Source organism: Paenibacillus plantarum, from assembly GCF_013141695.1.
GTDB lineage: Bacteria > Bacillota > Bacilli > Paenibacillales > NBRC-103111 > Paenibacillus_E > Paenibacillus_E plantarum.
In genome coordinates this window covers 17154-40161 of sequence record NZ_WHNY01000093.1, presented here as the reverse complement: position 1 = coordinate 40161, position 23008 = coordinate 17154, and the positions used below count along the sequence as shown (strand labels likewise).

The 23008-nt window shown below is 45.2% G+C and carries 15 protein-coding genes; 10 read left to right on the top strand and 5 right to left on the bottom strand.

Annotated elements, in window-relative coordinates:
• The first annotated feature begins 3 nt into the window (after positions 1 to 3).
• The 5 genes from GC096_RS37170 to GC096_RS37150 are packed head-to-tail and all read left to right on the top strand — an operon-like array spanning position 4 to position 7797.
• Positions 4 to 2913, top strand: coding sequence for an ABC transporter permease (locus tag GC096_RS37170; RefSeq protein ID WP_171638448.1), 2910 nt, complete (start codon positions 4 to 6; stop codon positions 2911 to 2913).
• A gap of 1 nt (position 2914) precedes the next feature.
• Positions 2915 to 3841 carry an ABC transporter ATP-binding protein gene (locus GC096_RS37165; RefSeq protein WP_171638152.1) on the top strand — a complete coding sequence of 309 codons (927 nt, stop codon included), beginning with the start codon at positions 2915 to 2917 and terminating at the stop codon, positions 3839 to 3841.
• Positions 3838 to 5322, top strand: coding sequence for an ABC transporter substrate-binding protein (locus GC096_RS37160; protein ID WP_171638150.1), 1485 nt, complete (start codon positions 3838 to 3840; stop codon positions 5320 to 5322). Before GC096_RS37165 ends, GC096_RS37160 begins: the two co-directional genes overlap by 4 nt.
• Before the next feature lie 30 nt (positions 5323 to 5352).
• The gene (locus GC096_RS37155; protein WP_171638148.1) at positions 5353 to 7509 is read left to right on the top strand and encodes a hypothetical protein; all 2157 of its coding nucleotides are present in this window, start codon (positions 5353 to 5355) and stop codon (positions 7507 to 7509) included.
• A 60-nt stretch (positions 7510 to 7569) separates the two neighbouring features.
• Positions 7570 to 7797, top strand: a complete 228-nt coding sequence (locus GC096_RS37150; RefSeq protein WP_171638146.1) for a helix-turn-helix domain-containing protein — start codon at positions 7570 to 7572, stop codon at positions 7795 to 7797.
• Positions 7798 to 7842: 45 nt separating this feature from the next.
• Here GC096_RS37150 and GC096_RS37145 read toward each other — a convergent pair whose 3' ends face one another.
• Together GC096_RS37145 and GC096_RS37140 are read right to left on the bottom strand one after the other, a co-directional pair.
• Positions 7843 to 14265: a carboxypeptidase regulatory-like domain-containing protein gene (locus GC096_RS37145; protein WP_171638144.1), complete on the bottom strand. Its 6423-nt coding sequence runs from the start codon at positions 14263 to 14265 to the stop codon at positions 7843 to 7845.
• A 168-nt stretch (positions 14266 to 14433) separates the two neighbouring features.
• Positions 14434 to 16632, bottom strand: coding sequence for a YhgE/Pip family protein (locus GC096_RS37140; RefSeq protein ID WP_246303268.1), 2199 nt, complete (start codon positions 16630 to 16632; stop codon positions 14434 to 14436).
• 197 nt (positions 16633 to 16829) lie between these two features.
• Here GC096_RS37140 and GC096_RS37135 point away from each other — a divergent pair, with 197 nt between their 5' ends.
• From GC096_RS37135 to GC096_RS37125, 3 genes are all read left to right on the top strand, one after another.
• Entirely contained in the window at positions 16830 to 17720 is an 891-nt protein-coding gene (locus GC096_RS37135) for a LysR family transcriptional regulator (protein ID WP_171638142.1), read from the top strand.
• 109 nt (positions 17721 to 17829) lie between these two features.
• Entirely contained in the window at positions 17830 to 18210 is a 381-nt protein-coding gene (locus tag GC096_RS37130) for a type II toxin-antitoxin system RelE/ParE family toxin (protein ID WP_171638140.1), read from the top strand.
• A gap of 16 nt (positions 18211 to 18226) precedes the next feature.
• Positions 18227 to 18541: a helix-turn-helix domain-containing protein gene (locus GC096_RS37125; RefSeq protein ID WP_171638138.1), complete on the top strand. Its 315-nt coding sequence runs from the start codon at positions 18227 to 18229 to the stop codon at positions 18539 to 18541.
• 67 nt (positions 18542 to 18608) lie between these two features.
• Here GC096_RS37125 and GC096_RS37120 read toward each other — a convergent pair whose 3' ends face one another.
• The 3 genes from GC096_RS37120 to GC096_RS37110 are packed head-to-tail and all read right to left on the bottom strand — an operon-like array spanning position 18609 to position 20292.
• Positions 18609 to 19586: an NAD(P)-dependent alcohol dehydrogenase gene (locus GC096_RS37120; RefSeq protein ID WP_171638136.1), complete on the bottom strand. Its 978-nt coding sequence runs from the start codon at positions 19584 to 19586 to the stop codon at positions 18609 to 18611.
• Positions 19587 to 19622: 36 nt separating this feature from the next.
• On the bottom strand, positions 19623 to 19844 hold the full coding sequence (locus tag GC096_RS37115; protein WP_171638134.1) for a helix-turn-helix transcriptional regulator: 222 nt from the start codon (positions 19842 to 19844) through the stop codon (positions 19623 to 19625).
• 1 nt (position 19845) lies between these two features.
• Positions 19846 to 20292 carry a hypothetical protein gene (locus tag GC096_RS37110; protein WP_171638132.1) on the bottom strand — a complete coding sequence of 149 codons (447 nt, stop codon included), beginning with the start codon at positions 20290 to 20292 and terminating at the stop codon, positions 19846 to 19848.
• A gap of 175 nt (positions 20293 to 20467) precedes the next feature.
• Here GC096_RS37110 and GC096_RS37105 point away from each other — a divergent pair, with 175 nt between their 5' ends.
• Both GC096_RS37105 and GC096_RS37100 read left to right on the top strand, forming a co-directional pair.
• Positions 20468 to 22039, top strand: coding sequence for an ABC-F family ATP-binding cassette domain-containing protein (locus GC096_RS37105; protein WP_171638130.1), 1572 nt, complete (start codon positions 20468 to 20470; stop codon positions 22037 to 22039).
• 16 nt (positions 22040 to 22055) lie between these two features.
• Complete coding sequence (locus GC096_RS37100; RefSeq protein ID WP_171638128.1) at positions 22056 to 22499, top strand: SRPBCC family protein; 444 nt, start codon at positions 22056 to 22058, stop codon at positions 22497 to 22499.
• Positions 22500 to 23008: the final 509 nt, after the last annotated feature.

Genomic DNA, 23008 nt, shown 5'->3' with positions numbered 1-23008 from the left:
TCCATGCCGATGCTGCGGTTTTTATTTCGGAAAATGTGGAATACCCGCTGGCTAACGCTCAGCACCCTGCTTGGTCTTGTCATGGCCGTGGCCTTCACCACAAGCATTCCCATGTATGCCGATGGGTCTCTGAAGCGTGTCGTCGCCAAATCATTAGAAGAAAAGAGCGAGGGACTTCCCGCAGGCTCACTACTTATGCGCTATCAAGCAGTAGGAACAGAACGTGCAGATTTGAATGATCTGGAGAGCATCAAGACGTATATACAACAGGATGTTCCCAAAGATATCGCTTTTCCCATACATACATATGCAAGTAGTTATGCAATTAAAGGAGCACAATTAACTCCCGCTGAGGGTACAAAAGCAGATCCTAGTAAACGTCGTCAAATGACGTTAACGTCAATAAGCGGGTTAAAGGATCAAGTCGATTGGTCCAATGGACAAATGCCTTCTGGACAATTACAGAATGGCCAATTGGAAGCCGTCGTCCTAGAAGAAGCTTTGTTTCGTAATGATTTGCACGTAGGTGACGTGTTTAACTATTCCGTTGCGAGTGCAAGCGGCAGTCAATTGCTCAAGGTGAAGATCGTAGGTTCCTTCAAACCGAAGAACGAAACGAGTGCGTATTGGTTCCAAGGGTTAGAGGGGTTAGTTAATGCACTTATTATTAGTGATGATGTATTCATGAAGACGTTGCTGACGGAGAAGAAAATTCCGCTGCAACTTGCTAATTGGTATTATGCCTTCGATCTGCGCAACATTCAAACAAGTCAATTGTCGCCGCTAGAGAGTCGTTTGGAACGACTAGATATTAACTTGTTCCAGAAACTTAAGAATACCAAGGTAGATGTATCCTTTAAGCCGATTCTAACCGAGTTTAAAGCTCAGAGCCTGCAGATGCAGATTTTATTATTTACATTGGCGGCGCCCATGATTGCCATGGTTTTCTATTACATTATGATGAATGCCAGACAATCGCTGGATCGGCAGCGAGGCGTGATTGCGATTTTGCGAAGTCGTGGGGGCAGTACGAAGCAAATTGTGGGAATTTACTTTCTAGAAGGATTGATACTAGGCGTGATAGCGCTGTTGATCGGACCGTTTATGGGCTGGTTCATGGCGAAGAGCATTGGTTCTACCAGTGGGTTCCTAACATTCGTGGATCGCAAATCGATTCCGATTAGCTTTACGCCAGAAGCGATGCTTTACGGTGGGCTTGCTGTTCTCATTGCGATTCTTGCCAGCGTTATTCCAGCTGTGCTTTTCGCAAGATCTTCAATCGTCAACTATAAGCAGCAGCTTGCAAGGTCAGACCGTTCGCCATTATGGCAGCGGTGGTTCCTCGACATTGTCCTGCTGGGGGTTGTCGGTTATGGATTCTACTTATTTGACCAACGTCAAGTACTATCCGTGCAAACAGGAATGACAACTGATCAACTTCAGGTGCACCCGCTGCTGTTTTTCGTACCAGCACTTTCGATCTTCGCACTGGGGCTGTTCTTTCTACGCATCTTTCCGTGGCTGCTGCGGTTGTTCGGTTGGTTTGGCCGAAAGTTCCTGCCTGTGCCGCTCTATTTAACGCTTGTTCAGCTGTCCCGTTCAGCTAAAGCATATTATCCGTTAATGCTGCTGCTCATTCTTACACTCGGTCTTGGTGTGTACAATTCCTCGGCTGCACGTACGATAGATTTGAATTCTTCGGAGCGAATCTTATACCAGTATGGTACCGACGTTGTGATACAAACCGTGTGGGAAGGTTTCTCCGATGATTTGCCGCAGGATCCGAACGCCGGTGGAAAAGGCGGCGAAGCTCAAGGAGGAAATGGGGCAAATGGCGGATCCGGTTCAGGAGGTGGCCAAAACCAGGGTCAAGGTCAAGGTGGCCCGAAGCCTGGTGAGGAAACCCCCACCAAAATACGTTATGTAGAGCCGCCATTTCAAGTATTCCGCGATTTGGAAGGCGTTCAGGCTGCTGCCAGAGTGATGCAAACCAAAGGAAATGTCGTCGTTTCCGGTAAATCCACTGGGCAGGGAACGATCATGGGGATCGATAATACGGACTTCGCTAAAGTAGCGTGGTTCCGACCTGATTTATTCCCTGCCCATCCGAATCAATATTTGAATTTGCTAGGCAGCTATGAGCAAGCCGTTATCATTCCATCCAGTTATGCCAGCAAATATGCGCTTAAGGAGGGTGATTTGCTATCCATTACAATCGGACAGCAGCCCTTGGAATTCGTGATTGTTGGGATATTACCGTATTGGCCGGCTCAATATCCGGATCAAACACCATTTTTCGTAGCAAATCTGGATTACATCTACGATCAAGCACCAATTTTACCCTATGAGGTATGGCTCAAAATGAAACCGGACGCTAAAGTGGCTCCGATCGTTACAGCTTTACAGGGCAAAGGAATTGAAATTGCTTCCATCAAGGATGTTCGCAACGAGCTCATCGTCCAGAAGAAGCTCCCAGCAAGAGGTGGCGTATTCGGTATCCTTAGCTTGGGTTTTCTCGTTTCTGTCGTTGTGTCTTTGATCGGATATATGCTGTATTGGTTCTTTAACTTATCTAGCAGGGTCGTACAATTCGGTGTCCTGCGAGCTATGGGGCTTTCCCGCAAGCAATTGACGGGGATGTTATTGCTCGAGCAGGGTTTCACCGCTGGACTATCCATCGTGTTAGGTATCGTAATTGGCAAGCTAACGAGCTATTTCTTTCTACCCTTTCTGCAAACTTCCCAGAATGTAAAGACGCAGGTGCCGCCATTCCGAGTCGTATTCGATTCCAAAGACACCTATCAGCTATATTTCGTGGTTGCTTTCATGATGCTAACTGGCGCACTGTTGCTGTTCTTACACATTAGAAGGCTGCGCGTTCATCAGGCAGTGAAGCTGGGGGAGGAGAAATAGCGTGATTACTTGCGAGGGCTTAGTGAAAATTTATAAAACAGACGAGATTGAAGTTGTCGCGTTGCAAGGACTTAATATCCAGATTGACGACGGGGAGTTAATGGCGATTATTGGCAATAGCGGAAGCGGTAAATCTACCTTGCTAAACATCTTAGGAGGTCTTGATCGCCCTTCCGCAGGCCAAGTGAAAGTCGGAGATTGGGATTTGCTTAAGATTACAGATAAGCAGCTCGTTGATTACAAACGACATACGGTAGGCTTCATTTGGCAAAATAATGCGCGGAATCTTGTTTCCTACTTGACTGCACTTGAAAATGTGGAAATGCCTATGATGCTTAGCGGGAACTATGATCCTGCCTACGCGAAGCAATTGCTGGACTGGGTTGGCCTTAGCCACCGCTTGAATAATAAACTGCAAGAGCTTTCCGGTGGTGAGCAACAGCGCGTGGCCATTGCGATTTCATTAGCAAACCGTCCACGATTGCTGCTGGCAGATGAACCTACGGGGTCGGTAGATACGAAGACGGCGGATATGATTCTTTCTATTTTTCAACGATTGAATAAGGAACTGGGTGTCACGATTGTGATTGTTACCCACGATATGTCTATGGCGGGCAAAGTAGGGCGCGTCGTTGCTATTCGAGATGGGATGACAAGTTCGGAGTTTATTGCCCGCAACCCTTCGATTTCAACAGTAGAGGGAATTTCGACAGGACTCACAGGCGAGGCTCATGAGGAATATGTCGTGTTGGATCGTGCGGGCCGTCTACAGGTTCCCAAAGCTTATTTGGCCGCTCTGAACATTAACGGGAAAGCAACGATGGAGTTTGATGGCGATACGATCATGATTAAAGCACCGAGAGCACTACCGGCAAATGAGGAAAAAGATTCATCTAATTCGCGAGCGGTCGGAGGAAAATTAAAATGATAAAAATGACACGTAAAGTAATTGTTACAACCCTAACCTTAGCATTGATGGCTCCACTTGCTGTTGCTTGTACCAAAGGGGAGAAAACCGACGATAAACAGGAGCGTGTGCTGAAGATCGCGACCAATATGGGCTATGGTGGTAATTATGAATATTTCACACAGCAATTTACCGAAATATTTGAATTTGCTAATCCGAATATCAAGCTAGAAATAGTTTCAACGATGGATGAAAAGTTCATGAACGGAAACATTCAGCCGGGTGAGAAGATGCCGGATCCGATGGATAAGCTAAAAGAAGTGATGCAGGGTGATAATCCGCCGGATGTGGTTATGCTTGGTTATGAACAGCTGCCTGAAATCATCGAAAGTAACTTGCTATTACAGTTGGATTCTCGCATAACGAAAGATAAATTCGATACAACGGGTATTGTTCCAGCTGTGATAGAAGGAATGAAAAATGCAGGCGGAGGCAAGATTTATGCCCTTGCGCCGACATTCAGTTCCTCTGCACTTATTTATAATAAGAAAATGTTCCAAGATGCAGGAGTCGATTATCCGAAAGACGGCATGACATGGGATGAGACATTTGATCTTTCCAAACGATTGGCGAAAGGTGAAGGGGATAAGCGAATTAATGGGTTCTCTTTTACAACACAAGCCCAGGGGGGCGATTTGTTCTACGGCATGCAAATGTATACGGCTCCTCTGCAATTAAGAATGTTTGATGATGCTGGCGAGAAGATGACGGTAGATACGGACCAATGGGAGAAAGTATGGGCCAAAATGGCACAGTTGCAAAAAGATAATGTTTTCCCAGCGGTAGCAGATCCGCAGAAGCAAATGAATCAAAGGTATGATCAGAATAATCCTTTTGCGTACGATGATTTTATGTCGGGTCGGTTAGCTATGGGGATTCTCAATTATGGCCAAATTCAACAGCTCACGAACGCAAATAAAAATGCAGCCAGTTATAAAGGCTTCACACCGATCGATTGGGACGTTGTCACAATTCCTTCTCACCCCGAAGCCAAAGGTGTTGGCGGTTCTATTTATATGAATGGCATTATGGGCATTAACGCCAAATCGCAAAACCCAGACGATGCCTGGAAGTTCATCAAGTTCATTAATGGCGATGATTGGGCAAAACTAAAATCGCGCAGTCAAAATATGTTGGTGGCACGTTCCAAATACTTGAAACCTACAGAAGGACTGGATTTTCACATGGAAGCTTTTTATAATGTAACGCCGGCTCCAATCGAAGATAATTCGAAAATTTATCGTAATAATCCTAATATTTATCAAGTGCAAGAGATTGGTCGTAAGCTGTTTGCTGATGTCCTGCAAGGGAAAATAACGGCTCGCGAAGCGCTTAAGAAATGGCAAACGGATGGCGATGCCATGCTCAAACAAATGAAAGAAAACCCAGCTGCGCCCATGCAACCGATGATGGATCAAGTTCAAGCGGTTCCCGCAGGATAAGATGGATATGGAAGGAGGAAATAACCCATCATGATCATCAAAACTCACCATAAGTATGTAGCTACTATAGCTTTGTCAGCGCTGCTTACGCTAGGAGCCATTGCACCTGTCTGGGCCGATAGCAGTCCCTCCACACCTGTTCTAGATGTGGGAAAGGTTAACATGACTGGAAGCAGTTACTTTGAGTTGAAACAGATTCATCTTCTACAGGATCAAAGTGGCAGGTTGGCTACATTTACCATCTCTATTCATAACGAGGGTAGCAGTGAACTGCAATTTATCGATTATTGGGTGCGTCTGAAAAGCAAATCCGGTAATCAATTCTCAGCTCGGTTACTTCCGGCAGATAAGGATAAGAATCGGGTAGCTCCCGGTTCAACGACAGATATAACGTTCTATGCCACTGTGAATACGAGCACGAACTTACAAGATCTCGTTGTGCAATTTATTAAGTGGGATTTCAACCAAGCTAATTTTGAACGAGTGTTAGGCGAAGTAGCCATTCCTGATAACTATACAGATGTAACCCCTGCTGATCTTGCATCCGTGATTTCTGTCGGTGGAACTAACGTGAAGGCTTCGATTAAAAAGTTCGTCAGTAACAAGAATGAGAAATACCATGTTCCAACGGTGTATGTGAGTTTGGATAATATTGGAAATCATACCGTAACTATTCCTGCGTACCTCTTCTCTATTCGCACTTCAGAAGGGCTGCTGTATCCGATGGAAGCCAAAGGATTGAAGGATTTGAAAATTAATCCGAAGGAGACGAAAGAAATTCAGCTCTCCGGCTCGATTCCAGTTGCAGTTGCGGCAGATGCTTGGCAATTAGCGGTTGCGGAGACGATTCCAGATTTGAAATTGAATGTCGCCGTTGCGAATTTCCAGCTTCCAGCTGTTTCTCAGCAGGAAGGAGGCTCCGTAGGGAAGGCATATACCTTCACCAGCAAATCCGGTGTGTATACGACTGAGCTTAACGGTTTACACAGATTGCCGTGGGAAGATCAGGACCTGCTTACAGCCGATTTAACACTGAGCAATAAGGGGGAAGAATCGCTGCCTATCCCGAAATTATCCGGGTATTTCTTATTGGATGACGCAGTGAAAATTGATGCAAAGCTTATTCAGACAGCTAAAGTGATTGGGCTGGGAGCGGGGGCAAGCGTCAATCTACAAATTGCAGGCAAAGTACCCTATACGTACGAGTTTTCCCGCATTAAATTAGTTCTCCAAGAGAATGAGGGGGAAACGCCAGGGGCAGGAACAGGTACAAGTACAGGCAGTACTACAGCAACGGATGTGCTAGAGTTCACGACACAAGCTGAACTTCAAGCCATTCCATTCGTCGGTATGGGGCAATCTTATACATCGAATGACATTGGGCGAAAGGCGAAGTACGGGATTCGGGGCGTATCGACCTATGAGGATAAAACGAATATCATGTACTCCGCGATGGTGGAAGCCACCAATTTAGAGAAGCGGTTCACGAATGTGTCCAAGCTCGTTGCCAATTTCCGTTCATCAGACGGTACGGTATTCCCGGCAAACGTTGTTGAAGTGAAGAACAAGATTAGTCCTACTGGCAAAGCGCTGCTCAATGTTTGGGCATCGGTTCCCAAGGGATTCTCCACGACAAATATGAATTTACTTCTAGGAGAAGCAGTCACGGAAGGCAAGCTGTCGGAAGGTGAGAAATCCGTTCCAGATTCCTATGTGAATCCAATAGCTTACTGGCTGCCAGACGAGAAGACGAATGTAGCAACCACACTTAAAAATGTGGATTTATTTCCGTATACGATCTCGATTGATAAAATAGGAACATCCATTTCGGACGGTGTATTTACGTTGCAATTCAACTACGAGTTAACCAAAGAGAAAATGACGGAGATTAATACCGAAGGTCATAACTTGCTGCTTGTTTTTGAGGATGGCGGCGGAATTAAGCGATTTGAGAAGAGATTTGATTTCAAAGATTTTGACGTCATCAACGGAGATTCAACGGCGGATGAAGATTCTAAGATTCGTCTTGGTAAGAGAGATAACTTCAAGATTTCAATTCCAGATCCAGGTCTCATTTACAATACGAAGTTTCTACAAAAGTATTCACTCAGCATCTATGACGAATTCCAAGGTCAACGAAAGCTGCTAGCCACACAAAAGGCGGATTGGTTTATTACGACGGACTAAAAGTTATTAACATTGGCGAGACTGTGGGTAACAATCTTTTGGACTGGGGTTTAGCCGCGAATGAAATTTGAACTGGGTCGTTGTTTACTACAAAAACGATTGGATGAGCGCGGAATGGGTAGGGAAGAACTAGCTCGAGCCCTGTTGTATAAGCCTGAGCGGATTGTTGATTATATGGAAAACAAGAGAATTATGCCTTTGCAAGTGGCTATTTCTGTTGCGGATACCATCGGTTGCCAAGTGAGAGACTTGTATGAGTTGATTGAGGCGGGCTCTGGTCCTACTTAGTATAAATCCCACCCTCCAATACAGGAGAGTGGGATTTATTTGTTTTTATGAAGAGGAGTTCGTAAAAATAATTTCAAAATCAAGCACGACCGAATTATCACTGCTGTATCTTAACTTTTCCGTTGGAGTGGCAATATATGAAAAAACAACAGGGAAAGTTGACATGTGTCCGAATGTGAAGTTATACACATTGGTGGAATAGCCCGTACCGTTTATAGCAAGATAACCGCTCTGGTTACGTGCAAATACCGAATCCATTAAGCTTCCAGTTATATTTTGGTGAAATTCAAGGTTGTAAGTGTCTGTGCTCGCTGACGGGGTTTGATGATAAGACCTTACAAGAACCATGCCATTAATAATTCGACGGATCGAGCTTTCTGTGAGCACATTGCCATGTGCAACGTAGGCCGATTCCAAATTAGTTGTAAGAGTAGTAAAGTTAAGTCCAAGCAAGCTTGGCAGGTTGCCTGCAGTAAATAACAGTTCATCCACAATGTTCAGTGTATGATTCGCGGCTGCTTGCTCGATCAACGCGGCTTGTCTACTCACTGAAATCTCAGTTGCAATTGGAATATACGAGTAGCCAACTCGAACCTTTAATGCATCGATCGATAGCGGATTTGCTAAAGCCGATTGCAAGACTTCAAAACTGTAAACGCCGTTTCCAAGATTCAGGAAGTTCGAAAACAATGCGGAGTCGTATAAACCTCTTGTCTCCCCGCCAACGATTGCTTTCACATCCTGCGAAGTAAGGCCTGTGTTACCCTCGTTATATAAGTTGGCAACTTTGAATGTCACGACAACATTGGAGCCGTCATTTTTCAAATGTTGGCTTATCATTTGAGTGGCATAAATAGTTGGATTATAATCTCTAATGGAGAAGCTAGGCACCTTAGAGAGCAAAGTATTCAATTGTGTGCGACCGAGTGGTCCGCCATCTTCCATAAATGTATCCAAGATCACTTGCTTTACATACTGGAAGTTGGTAGCATCCGCTTGATAAACGCCAAAAGTGGCTAAAGCATCTTTATCCAGTGCATCCCAAGCCGCAGGGTTATCATCGATATATGCGTATAAAGCTTGGTTAAGAGCTGCGGTAGAGGTGTACTCACTAAATATGTCTTGTAGTAAATTAGCAATTTGATAGTTTTGTAGGCCCACGAATTCGCCGCGTTTCGCTACGATTGCTCTTTTGTAATTCTCAAATGCACTATCCACGATGTTACCGACACATGTATTCTTTAAAACTTCCAAGGTTAAGGAAGAAGTTCCTCCGCTTGCTGCGTAAGCCTGTACGGCACTCAATGCAGACTGAGTATCTACAGCTTCCAGTTCCAGTGTCTGACTTATCCCAGATAACGGGTTTGTTGCTGTGATTGTGAAATGCCCAATGCCCGTAACGTTCAGGTTCCCTTGTTGGGAAACCGTTGCAATCTCACTTGGTTCGACACGCCAGACGATATCCTTATTCGTTGCCGTAAACGGCGCAATAATTAAGGTGACTGTACTGGAACTACCGGTAGGAATACGAGTAGAGTTCGTATAAATACTCAAGTTAATCGATGTAACAGGAATTCCTGGACTTGGTGTCGTTACGGACAAAGCTTCTGCTTGGATGACTGTTCCACGAAGTGAGAGATCCGAAAGTGTATACGTTGTCGAGCTCTCTTCGCCCGCAAACACGATTTGATAGGAGCTGCTGTCAGTATCGTATACAAACGAAGGGAAAATCTCGAGAGCGCTTAGGTTACTTTCTTCACCGTTAATCTTAACTGTGAGATCGTTCGCCGTGTAGCCTTTCAACGGAACCCCTTTAGCGTTTTTGATACTCAAACGGAGAGCTACACGCCGTGTTCCGAGTCCTTGTTGAATAGGTGTTCCTGTCCAGTTAGATAACTCAGGTGACGGTGCTGTGTCATTGATCGCCTCTTGAATCGCTGTCCTAGTCAAAAGCTTATAAGCGCCGCGCTGGAATTCAAGTTCCATCAGATGTTCTGCGACAGCAAGCTGCGAGGTGGAGGAAATCCCAGTTAGCTGATAAGCATTGAGGATGGTTTCAGCGCTATTGTTGAGCACTGACCAATTGTAAGAGTTATAGAAGCCTGACATTAACGCTCGTTGAATAACTGGCGCGGCATTCACGGCATCCACCCAACCTTGCATGATCGCAACAAAATCTTGATCACTTGAGGATGAAAGCAGTGCGTCCTTATCCATATTAAGAGCAAATTGATACAAGTCGAGCTGATCTTCGTTTATATGTTGAAGTCCTGCTCTAATAAAATCATAGCTGGTAATCCAAGTCATGTTTGCTATCTCTAAGCCATAGCGGATATCCGACAAGACCTTCGATACGGATTTATGCACATGGATCACAGCAGACGATACTGAGATGTTCCCAGTGCTATCAACGGCATACAGCACATAGTCACCTGGAGGGACCGATGTTAACTTCAACGAAGCTTGCCCGTCCGTAGAGGCAAACACACTTGTAACTGCGTGTGAAGTAATTTCCCCTAATACGCGAGTTGTTCCTTCAGGCACCAAGTAAATTGTAGCGGCCTCATTTAAAGTGGCTGTTACATCTTGTAGATCAAGCTCCACGACGCCTGTGGAGACCGCGGTTAGTTTAGGCGGTATCGTATCATGCTCGGGCAATAATCTGACGTTCGTTAGTTGTACTTGGCTAGTATTGGAATAACTATCCTTTTGAATTGTTTTCTCCGATTGGCTAATAAAGTGAATCGATCGGTTTGGGAAATTCAAATTACCGTAGGAATAAATATTTTCAGCTACATATATAGTTGAAACATTTGGATTAGCGAGTGCATTTCCTAATCCTTCAGCGTTGTTTACAAACGCAGTAAGGTTGCTTGTACCATCCGTGATATAGTAATTCTTCTGAGGTACTATTTTAATGAATCCATCATAATTTCCTAGGCCGTTTAATTTAATTGCACCTACGAAGCTGTAAAGTGCTGCCCGAAGTTTCGTTTCGTCACTGCCAACATCACAATACATATCTAATCCACTCCACCCAACACCTACGGATGAAATTAAAAAATTAGGAGAAGTTAGCTTGATGTTGGAATTGGATGCGGATACTCCGCTGAGCGAGATAGGTCGGTTGAAATTGAATGGTGCTGATAGATGTATATCATTCAGTAATAAAATATAAGGAACACTGGCATCAGCATATGCCGCTAGTAGCTGGGATTCGTTAGTTACTGCTACACCTTGTTGCAAGTAAAGATATTTATAATTTTGACCCTTAGAAACAGTGAACGGCTGCATCGGATATAAAACATAGCCTGCTTTTTCAATAGTAAGGGTATAACTTGCATTTGCAGGAATATTGCTAAAGCTGAACGAGCCGTTATCATCTGATATGGTCGTTTGCACATAACTATCGCCAATTGCCTGCAGAGTGACAGTCACATTAGATAGCACGGGGTTGTTATTGGTTGCATCGCTTGCTCGAACAACACCTGTTATTGTACCCACTGGTTGAAACTCAAGTGTACCGATACTGTTCAGATTCGGGGTAACCGTGATTGCAGTTAACAGAGGTTTCGGCTGGTAGTCCGCAATAACGATCTCTTGAATCGTATATCCAACAGGCAAATTATAAAATGTGAATTGACCGCTTTCGTTTACATAAGCTGAGTAGCTAGTTCCTGGAATTGTAGCTTGTGTATACGCTATGATCTCACCGGTAGTGGATCTGGCGTAGCCCTGAACATTCGCTGTTTGATGCGTGAGGCTTACCGAGACAGACGGGGTGCCAGCTTGCAGGACAGTTACAGATATGTCTTGTCCGATATAGTTCTCCGCTGAAATCTGAAGCGTATGACTCCCTACTGGAAGGTTATTAATTGTAAAATTACCAGATGCATCTGTATATACCGTTGTTTCGGTTCCTTTAACACGGATTTGAACGGATGCTAAGTTGCTTCCCGCGGAAGTAATGTTTCCTGTTAGGCTGCCTCGGAGTTTCTGAATGACCAGATTGCCAAAATCCTTGGTTTCACCAGCTGATAGGTTAAATGGTAGTGAAAATACAGTCTCATAGTTGTCTTTCCTGATCTCTAGCCGCGCATCATTCCGAGGCGTAACATCGTTGAACGTAAATTCTCCAACTGCATTGGTGGTTGTAGAGACGCCATCGAGTGATACGAGGGCTCCGCTAACGAAATGTCCTTCCTCATCAAATAACTTTCCTTTTACAATGCTCGCGTTCGGAGTGAGGCTTACGGTAACTGGTGTAATCTCGTTTCTCGTGACCATCACCGTAAAGCTTTGTCCCACATAATTCTCCGCGGAAACCTGAAGCGTGTAGTCACCTACTGGCAGGTCACTAATGGCAAAATGCCCATCTTCATCGATTTCAACCGTATGATTAGTTTCTACTAGTGTAATTATGGCAGATGCTAGATTGCCGCCGAACGGTAAAGTAATATTACCTGAAATAGAACCTTTGGCTTTCTTAATGGTTACATTGCCAAGATCCATGATTTGGCCCTTAGCTAAATCAAAGGCAGGAACCGTCACCGTCTCGTAGGTAGCCTTCGTGACGATGAGTGCTGCACCGTTGCGCGCTGTAACATCGTTGAAGGTAAACTCCCCACTAGTATTAGTGGTTGCTGAAACTCCATCAAGCGAAACGTTTGCACCAATAACGAAATGGCCATCTTCATCAATAACCGTTCCTTTTACAATGCCTTTAACAGGAGTGAGGCTTACTGGAACTGAACTAACTTCATTTTGTGAGACCGTTACCGTTCGGACATCACCGTCGTAGTCAGCCGAAGAAAACTGTAGCGTATAGCTGCCGACTGGCAAGTTGTTGATCGTAAAATCGCCACTTGCATCGGTTTCAAACACAGCATTGGTTTCTAGAATCGTAATGTGTATCGCAGGCAAATTACCGCCATACACAGAAGTCACATTACCTGAAATAGAACCTTTGGCTTTCTTTATGGTTACATTACCAAGATCCTTGATTTGGCCCTTAGCTAAATCAAAGGCAGGAACCGTCACCGTCTCGTAGGTAGGCTTCGTGATGATGAGTGCCGCACCGTTGCGCGCTGTAACATCGTTGAACGTAAACTCCCCACTAGTATTAGTGGTTTGCGAAACGCCATCAAGCGAAACGTTTGCACCAATAACGAAATGGCCATCCTCATCAATAACCGTTCCTTTTACAATGCCTTTAACAGGAGTGAGGCTTACTGGAACTGAACTAACTTCATTTTGTGAGACTGTCACCGTTCTGACATCCACGACGTAGTCAGCCGAAGAAAACTGTAGTGTATAGCTGCCGACCGGCAAGTTGTTGATTGTAAAATTGCCATTTGCATCGGTTTCTAGCGCAGTGTTGGTTTCTAGGATTGTGATGTGTATCGCTGGCAAATTACCGCCATACACAGAAGTTACCTTACCTGAAATCGAACCTTTGAGTATGACGATAGGAGATAGCCGGATTGTTCCTGTATCATATACAATTTCTGAAACGGTAATGCCCGGGATATGTATAGGTTGGAATCCTTCTTTTATTATATGTAATTCAGCTATTCCCACAGGTATGTTGGAGAGGGTAAATGCCCCGTTATGATCTGTCGGGATTGAGGGGGTACCAGTGACACTCACCCAAGCATCACTTAGCGGCTGATTATTGTCTGACGTAACCATACCTCGAATACTGCCCGTCAGTTGCGGACTGCCTGCTTTTGTAAGATGAATGGTTGATAGCGTGGTTAGATTGTCTTTCGTTATGTTAAAGGCTTGTGTAATTGGCGTGTAGGTGTCCATCGTTACGGTGAGGCTTTGATTGCCAGTCGGCACATGGCTAAAGAAGAAATAGCCGCTTGCGTTGGAATACACAGTCAAAGGATTGGTGAGGTTATCGACTGAAACAAGTGCCGATGCCAATGCGTGTTGATCAGGTCCATACACATAGCCAGAAACAGAACCGTAGGTAGGGATTTTTCTCAAAATCAAGTTATTCAAATTGCGAGTGTCTCCACTCTGTATATTAAAAACCTCTGAAGCAGTCGGGTCGTAACCATCCTTCGTAACTCTAACTGTCGTCTGATAAGTGATAGGTACATCTTTTAATTCAAATAAACCGGATGGATTCGTCTGGGTGACCATGTCGGTCCCATCAAGCTTGATCTCAGCCTCACTAACCGCGGCTCCATTCTCATCCGTCACGAGGCCTGTAATTGTCCCAAGAATAGCCCTCTGATCATGAGGCTGAATTTGCCTTAAGAGATTTCGTATATCGGCTTGATCAAATATATTTTTCCCTGTAATCGTACGCATTGCTTGTGGATCTTGAATGGCTTTCACCACATCCGTAATATCAACGCCATTAGCATCTTGATCGAGTGTATAGCTGGCAAGTACCGAAGTTGGCAAAGTGCTAGACAGTAAACAAATGCTTATAAAAATCTTTAACTTTCTCATATGTACATCTCTCTCCTACTGATATCTATTCCAAACCCATTGATAGTTCTTTAGATACACAAATCGTATCATAGATTGACATTTTTTTGTTGCTTTTTGGCGATTTTTGTTACAACTAAAAGGGCTAAGAATCACCCAAATGGGGATTCTTAGCCCTTTTAAATTTACTCACACCGTAACAGGCATCAACTGCTCATGTTCATCATCAGTACTTTCCGTCTTTTTACGAGAAAGGAAGTAAACACTTGTTAAGATCAAGGAAGCTACCAGGTAGATACTTAAGTAGCCTACTTGGTGCCACATTTCAGCATACTGACCACTGGAGATCACATACCGGAATCCTTGGATCGCATAGGTCATAGGCAGCCAAGGATGAATGGCTTGAGCCCAATTCGGCAGCAACTCCAGCGGGTAGGTCCCAGCACTTGAAGCTAATTGAAGGATCATCAGCAGCAGAACAACGAATCGGCCTGGTTGATCCAGCCATGTGACGAACATTTGGATAATCAGCATGAAGGTTAAGCCGACGACGAAGGTAAAGACATAGAACAACGGAACACTCTGGACCTTCAAATCCAGCACATAGGTGAGGACGGTCGTTGCAATCAATGCTTGGAAAGTACTCATTAGACTAAAAGTAAGCAGCTTGCTTACCAGTAATCGAAGCCCCCGTGCCCCTGGCGTGGATGTGCTTCTGGCTGCATAGATGGTCGTAAACACCAGCGAGCCTGCAAATAACGCCATGGATATGAAGTAAGGAGCAATGCCGTTCGCGTAGATCGCAACCTTGCGGTCATCGTTGGCTGTAATTTTCACGGGCTCTGCCAGCATTTTGATCGTATTTTCATCCGCTTTGACAGCTGCGGTTTGCTTCGCGGCATCGTTTAATTTCGCTGCCAGTTGTCCGCTGCCATCCACCAACTTCGGTGCACCAGCGTCGAGAGCAGTCGCACCTTCATTCAGCTGCGCCGCGCCGCTGGCTACCTTGTGAATACCCGCGGTCATTTGCGTCATGCCGCTGGCCAGATCTCCAGCCCCGGTGCTGACTTGCGCCGCGCCGCTTTGCAGCTTAGTGCCGCCAGCGGTTAGCTGCGGCAAGTTCGCATTGAAGGTGTGCAAGCCATCAGTCAGCTGCTGCCCACCCGTTTGGAGTTGCGTTGCGCCAGCAACGAGCTGCTTGTTGCCATCACGGAGCTTCTCGGCGCCGGTGACAAGCTTTTCCGTGCCAGAAGCGACAGCCTGCCCTCCTGTGAGGAGCTTCTTCTCAGCGTCATGCAGCTTCTTGTTTCCATCTGCGACATCCTTGCTGGCTGCAAGCAGCTTGGTTACTGTCGCATTCGAAGCGAGATCGGGATGAGCAGCGACGAATGCCTCAAGACCCGAGGCGAGCTGTGCGGAGCCATTTTCCAATTTATCACTAGCGCTTAGGGCTGATGTAAGGCCCTCTACTAATTGTGTGCTGCCTTTGGAAGATGAGGCTAGGCCAGAGGCCAATTGATCGGCTCCCGTTTGGGCGGCTTGTAATCCCGTAACCAAGGAAGATGCGCCTGCTGCTGATTTTTGAGCGCCTTGTTCCAGCTGAGCGCCTGCGGTTTGCAATTGGTTCACCCCGCCAGCAAGTGTAGCGGCGCCTTTACTAACTTCCAATGCGCCTGTGCTTAGTCCAGTTGCCCCTTTTTGCAACAAGCCAGCACTGTCATCCAATTGCTTGGTACCATCCGCAAGAATAACCAAATTGGTTTTTACCTCATGAATGCCGTTACTTAAGGTTTGTGCGCCAGCCTGAAGATCGGAGGCTCCTTTTCCAGCTTCGCTGAGCCCATTGGAAATAGTTTCGAATTCCGAGAGAATACTCGTTGAATAGGCTTCTGTCAGCGTTTTGGACAACTTATTTCGTAATTCCTTCGTTGCGCTTTCTCCGATTTGACCTGCTACAAAGTTGTAATAGCTGTTGGATTCGAAAATAATTTCTGCCTGTTTCGGAGTCGTGCTCGTAATGGAAGCTGCATCTGTTGAAAATGTAGGGGGGACCGTTATCGTTGCATAATAATGATTATTTCTCATCCCCTGTGCTGCTTCTTCCGCACTCATAAATCCCCACGAAAAACCGTTGTTTTTCTTCAGTTCATCCATGAATTCATTGCCTATATTTCGTGACTCGCCTTCAAACTCAGCGCCTTGATCCAAGTTCACAACGGCGATCGGGAGCTTCTCGAGTTGACCGTAAGGGTCCCAAGTTCCTTTGATCAAGAATCCACTATACAGAATAGGAACTAAGGCGACAGCTACGAAAGTGATGATCATCATAGGGTTCCTAATAAAGCGGCGAAATTCAGCGGCAAATACGTTTAAAATGTTTTTTTTCAATTGCAATGCTCCTTTACTTGTGACAATCGTCGTTAATGATGTTCCCTTTTTCCAATCAATTATTCAAAAGATGTAAGGCTCCATCTAGAGTTACTCGGCAAGGTGAATAGGATTACTGTATAATACCACTGACAGATGATAAAATATATTTAAGTTTAATTTACTAATATAAACAAAAAATTAAGGATGAGTGACATTTGAATATTATACAGCTCCAATATTTCGTTGATTCGGCGGAGTCGGGCTCTTTTACAGAAACAGCCAAAAAGCACGGGATTACCGTCCCCGCCGTCAGTCAATCCATCAGTCAACTAGAGAATGAGTTGGAAACTAAGCTTTTTACCCGTTCCAAAAAAGGGATTGCTCTTACACAGGATGGGTTTAAAGCTATGAAATATGCACGTACCATACTAACTAACGTCCGAAATATGAGAAATGAGCTCTCCAAGTCCAATCCAATCAATACAGGGAATATCGTAATTGCCACCATACCTGGCATGGTTTCGTTGGTGACGGACACCACGATTACCTTTATGGGGATCTATCCTCATATTAATGTTCAACTTTTGGAGGGCGATAATACAGCGGTTATGAATCAGGTGATGAAAGGGGAGGCAGATATGGGGTTCGTCTCCTTGTCGCGCGAGAGTCAGGACGACTCCTTCACGTGGGAGCCTGTGATTCGCGGGGAAGCGGTCATTGTGGTGAATAAGCAATCCCCTTTGCGTTTTTTAACAGCGATAACAAGCTCTGAATTACATAATGAAGTATTGGTTATTTATAAAGATGCTTATATTGAGAGGATTGCAGCGGAATTAATTGCGGGAGATTCTGGCAACCGAATTGCATTGACGACCAATAACACCCAAGCCATCATGCAGATGGTAAGCCGCGGTAATGCCATCACCATCGCGACGGATTACATCGTGACTACGATGCCCGAGAAATTCAAGAATGAGGTGGTCTCGATACCGATTGGAAAATATAAAAAATATCCGAACTATCTCTGGCGAATTACGAAGAAGGATGTTGAAGTGTCTGCGATTATTAAGGAGTATACGCAGCATTTGTATGCGAATTTAGAGTAAGGTAATAAAATTTATCTGTGTTATTTATAACGAATACGTTATAATATAACGAGAAGGTTATAAAGAGTGTGAGATTGATTAAAATAATTATAGGGGGATTTTCACACTGGTGGTTAAATATAAATTCATTTTCACACCTGAGGTAGAAGCTTTCTATAAGGAGCTGTTGGTTCGTAAAAACAATGGTGATAAGAATGCAAAAATCATGTTTGAAAAGATCAACTATTGCATGGCACGTGTTGAAATTCAGGGGACTCGCGCGGGAGAGAAGATTATTAAAAATCTTAAGGGAAAAGAAAACGATAACCTGTATGAATTACGTCCTTTAGATGAACGGATATTCTGCTGTTTATGGGACGGCAACAACTTTATTTTACTTTCACACTACAAAAAAGATGATGATGAGACCGACCCGATTGAACTTTCAAAGGCACGACGTCTCCGAGATAAGTGGATGCTAGAACATAAAGCAACCAAAACCGAGAACTAAGAGAGGAGTGATCGAAATGAAAACATGGGATGAAATGTTTCAAGAGATGGATCCGGAAAATCAAAGTGAAATTGAGGTCATACGGGAAAGAGCGGCTATGGTCACGGAACTCATTGCGATTCGTGAACATAAAGGTTGGACGCAGGACGAGCTCGCTCGTAAGGTTGGTATGAAGCAATCGGCGATTGCTCGTTTTGAAGGTGGTTCTACAATGCCTCGAATGGACACAGTATTAAAGATAGCTAGGGCCTTGGGTGTTAAAATGACATTTATGCCTCTCGGTGCGGGTAAGGAAGAGGCTGCTGCAGTTTATTTGGGGGCCTATGCCTAAATTCATGATATAGGGTCAGGGAAACCATCTGCTAATGGTATTCTGGCCTTTCTATGTCCTTACAGGACTACCGCTCCCTACCCCCAAACGTTATAACCACATTCCCCTTCTTACGCCCAGTTTCCACATACCTATGAGCCTCAGCCATCTGTTCCAATGGATAACACCTGTCAATCACCGCTTTCATCTGACCCGTCTCAAAAAGTTCCGCGAGAAACGCGAGATTCTCTTTTTTCTGCTGTAGACCCGAAGCTGTGAATCTGGCTTTTTTGCTGCCGATTTTGGATGTCCATAACATCTGAAACATAATGCCCAGCGATGGAACGGTAGTGAGATAGACCCCATTTGCAGAGAGCGCGCCTCTACATTGTGAGAATGACCGCTTACCTACCGCATCGAAAATAACATCGTAAGTCTGACCGCTTTTGGCAAAATCCTCTTGCGTATAATCAATAACCCGATCAGCCCCGAGCGATTTCACGAATGCGGCATTCGCGGAACTGCATACACCTGTCACCTCAGCACCGAAGTACTTCGCCAGTTGCACAGCGTAAGCTCCTACGGATCCAGAGGCGCCGTTGATCAAGATCTTTTGTCCACGTTGAAGTCGTGCCGTATCTCGGAGAAATATCAATGCCGTTAAGCCGCCGTCACAGAGACCCGCAGCCTCTTCATAGCTCGCATGAATTGGAAGTTTAGCCAATGTACCAGCTTCAGGCAGACATACGTACTCCGCATAGGCGCCGAAAGTAGTCGGACTAATACCACTAACACGGTCTCCACTCCGGAAGGACGTTACACGTTTACCGACTGCATCAATTTCACCTGCGAACTCCACGCCGAGTATCGTATGTTTGGGCCTGCGCAGACCATACATCAGTCGGATGATGAAAGGGTCAGCCTTGCGAAAAGCACAATCCGAAGGGGTGACAATGGCCGCGTGCAGTTTAATGCGTACTTCATTGTCTTTGGGGGTCGGCTTTGCTACCTCTGTGAGCTGAAGAACCTCAGGTGTTCCGTACTTCGTACATACAATCGCTCTCATGCGTATCCCTCCTGGATGGATTGTCGTTGGTCATTCTCATACCTGCTTATTCTCAACAAAGAAAACATCTTCCAAGGGTAACTTGAAGACACCTGCAATACGAAAAGCTAATTCCAAAGAAGGGGAGTATTTGCCCTGTTCGAGGGCGACAATGGTTTGTCTGGTTACCCCGACTTTATCTGCCAACTGCTGTTGCGTCATTTCATCCTGATTAAATCGTAATTTCCGTATGTGATTGCTGATCAGACTTTTGCCCATCTTAAACTCCTTTCCTATAATGGTAGAGTTGCGTGAATACACCGGCCATTTCTGACAAGAATCCTGAGAAAATAAGAATGATGAACATCGTGGCAGGCGTCATATCCAATACCAGCGATCCCATGGCTAGAAGAAAACCAATCGTAAAGACATAATGCGAATTTCTTGTCGCTTTCAAATCAATCAATTTGTCGAGTTCATCCGAGAAAGAAGGTTCAATTTCCTTCGTCGTTATGCGATAGATGATATTGAAGACAATAGCGATGATGATTTTGGCTACAACAGACACGGGAATTAGGATGAGAATGGCAGCTGCCCAAAAGCGGAGAGTTTCCATCGTATCCATATTCGTATTCTGCACCTTTTGAAACACATACCAACAATAGAGACCAAAAATCAGCACCGTGCTTATAAATGAGACGATATGCTTTTTCTCTTGATAGGACATTTCCTTCATGCCTCCTGTATGTTAATTTTTACCTTTAGTAAAGTATTCTATACACAATGTAACTTATACTATACATCAAGTCAACTGTACAATACACTATTTAATTAAAAATGTCGTGACCCTAAACATGATATAATCAGCCTAGAATGAATGATGCAGGTCAAAGGGGATAGCCATGAGTGTAATTCGTTTGGAGAACGTTACGAAGAAATATGAGGACGCGATGATTTTTCGCGATATTTATTTTAAGGTGAGTCAAGGTGAGCGAATTGGCTTAATTGGTCGGAACGGTGCTGGGAAATCGACGGTTTTTAGACTGATCATGGGGAAAGAAGAGCCCACGTCAGGCAAAGTAGAAGTTGATCCTCAGGTTAAAATAGGGTACTTCTCGCAATTCTCGGAAATGACCGGAAGCTTGTCCGTTCAGCAAGAGTTGGAAATGTGTTTTGAGCAGGTTGCGATGATTGAACGCGAGTTGCAGGAAGTTGGTGAAGGGCTTGGCACCGTCACGGATGACGGCGAGATGGATAAGCTGCTGACGAGGCAAGCGGAGCTATTTGAGCAAATGGAGCATTTGGACGGGTGGAATGTGTCCGTTGAGATCAATACCGTTCTAACGAAGCTTGGGTTTAATGAACGTTCTCGTCATCAACCTGTCGATGAATTGTCCGGGGGCTGGAGAAACCGCGCGGCGCTTGCCAAAATGCTCATAGAGCAACCTGATGTTGTTCTGCTGGACGAGCCGACCAATTACTTGGATATCGAAGGGATCGCTTGGTTGGAGCAGTGGCTCTATCGGTTCAAAGGTGCGATGATTCTGATTTCCCATGACCGGGAGTTTATCGACAAAGTGGTCACGCAAGTGATCGAGATCGAGAACTATCGTTTTCAGGAATATGAGGGGAATTACACCGATTATATCCGCAAAAAGAAGATGCGCAAAAAGGAGCTCGACCGCCAATTTGAGTGGGAAGAAGAGCTGCTCCTCATGGAGTCGGAGGCTATCGACAGCCGCGCCAGCAAGAAAATGTCCAAGGACCGTCTCTCGCGTCAGCTAGCAGATAACAAGAAAAGGATCGAACCACACCCTGTTAACGTACTGATCACGGATATTTATGAGCGCCTGCGGTTTCCGGACAAGCTGTGCGAGGTAAAAGGGATCGGGCAGACCTACGAGGATCGGACCATTTTCCAAGACGTCAGCTTCGATATTCAAAAGGAAGACCGCCTAGTCATCGTGGGCCCGAACGGAAGCGGGAAATCCACGCTCATTAAGGTGCTCACAGGACAGGAGAAGCCGGAGTCCGGCGAGGTGATCTGGGAGAAAGGCGTCAGCTACGCGTATTTTAACCGGATGTGGGAAGAACTTAATCCGAAGGATACCGTAAGCCATGCGGTGAATACGTACGGCCTAGGGCTGGATGCACCGCGGAAAAAGGTGAACAAATTCCTCGCCATGCTGCAATTTTCGGAGATGGACCTCAGTAAGTTTATTGGCAACCTTTCTGGTGGTCAGAAGGCAAGAGTCGCGCTAGCGAAGTGTCTCCTCTCTGGCGCCGCGGTCATTATCTTGGATGAACCGACGAACCATCTCGATCTCATGAGCATTCAAGTTATGGAGCAGGCTCTGATTCATTTCCCAGGTGCAGTCATTACGGTCAGCCATGATCGGTTCTTTATTGATAAAATCGGCACGAAAATGCTGACGTTTGACCCGGCGACGGGGGTAACTGAGCAGAATTTATAAGTAAGGAGAGGGTCGTGTGGGAGAGTTTACTGTTGTACAAAGTATTTGGATTCAGGTATCGCTTGAACGTGCATGGCAAGCGGTGACGGAAGGGGATCAGCTTACGATGTGGTACTCACCGGGCTCTCCATGGGACGTACTGGAGCTTGAGCCGGGGGCTGAGGTTTACTTTCATCATTCACCGAACGGGTACCATGAGGGGACGGGGGTTGTCACCTTGCGAGCAACCATCGAGGCGGTGGAGCATCTGGAACGCTTCGCGTTGCGATGGGAGTTTAGTGTGCCAGATTCGGAGATGATCACGACATTTCTCACTGCGGAGGAAGGTGACGGCACACGTGTGACGATCACGGAGACGGGTTATGAGAGCAAAGAGCAGGCGAAGCCGACCGAAGAGGGCTACGCCATGTCTTTGGAGAATTTGAAGGCTTACTTGGAGGGGCATGAGTTGCCTTATTAGAGAGAAGCGTGAGCCTCATCATCTTGAGCTTGGAGCCACTAACTGGATAACATACAGTTAATTTCGCCCGAATAAGCGCTTTTGTTCAATTAACTGGAAAAAGCGCAGTTAATTTCAAGGCTAGCCTTCGAAAACGGAGGAATTCAAAAAATTAACTGTACGTTTTCCATCTATTGCGAATAATTAGCAGTTTGACGTCAAAATAGATGGAGATTTTCCAGTTAATAAGGTGGCGGAAAGAATTAGGTGGTGCGACCGATTTCCCATAGTAATCGTACTGCTCCCAAATGCGGACTTCAGCCTGGCGACAGGGGATGGGGAGCCTAATTTCAAGGCGAATAAGTTAATTCCGATAAAACCTATGGGAATTATTTAAAAAATCATTGACATATATCGCCATGCCATTTAAGATAGGTTTACATTGAGAGGCAAACACACCGTTTGCGTAACAAGATAATATGGATCGCGATCTACTGGACAGCCAGAGATTCAACAGGAGCAGATGTAAT

Excerpts from the sequence above, each read along its gene's own strand:
- GC096_RS37155 (WP_171638148.1), top strand. The coding sequence starts at position 5,353 with ATGATCATCAAAACTCACCATAAGTATGTAGCTACTATAGCTTTGTCA.
- GC096_RS37120 (WP_171638136.1), bottom strand. The coding sequence starts at position 19,586 with ATGAGAGCGATTGTATGTACGAAGTACGGAACACCTGAGGTTCTTCAG.
- GC096_RS37160 (WP_171638150.1), top strand. The coding sequence starts at position 3,838 with ATGATAAAAATGACACGTAAAGTAATTGTTACAACCCTAACCTTAGCA.
- GC096_RS37110 (WP_171638132.1), bottom strand. The coding sequence starts at position 20,292 with ATGTCCTATCAAGAGAAAAAGCATATCGTCTCATTTATAAGCACGGTG.
- GC096_RS37170 (WP_171638448.1), top strand. The coding sequence starts at position 4 with ATGCCGATGCTGCGGTTTTTATTTCGGAAAATGTGGAATACCCGCTGG.
- GC096_RS37105 (WP_171638130.1), top strand. The coding sequence starts at position 20,468 with ATGAGTGTAATTCGTTTGGAGAACGTTACGAAGAAATATGAGGACGCG.
- GC096_RS37145 (WP_171638144.1), bottom strand. The coding sequence starts at position 14,265 with ATGAGAAAGTTAAAGATTTTTATAAGCATTTGTTTACTGTCTAGCACT.
- GC096_RS37125 (WP_171638138.1), top strand. The coding sequence starts at position 18,227 with ATGAAAACATGGGATGAAATGTTTCAAGAGATGGATCCGGAAAATCAA.
- GC096_RS37150 (WP_171638146.1), top strand. The coding sequence starts at position 7,570 with ATGAAATTTGAACTGGGTCGTTGTTTACTACAAAAACGATTGGATGAG.
- GC096_RS37115 (WP_171638134.1), bottom strand. The coding sequence starts at position 19,844 with ATGGGCAAAAGTCTGATCAGCAATCACATACGGAAATTACGATTTAAT.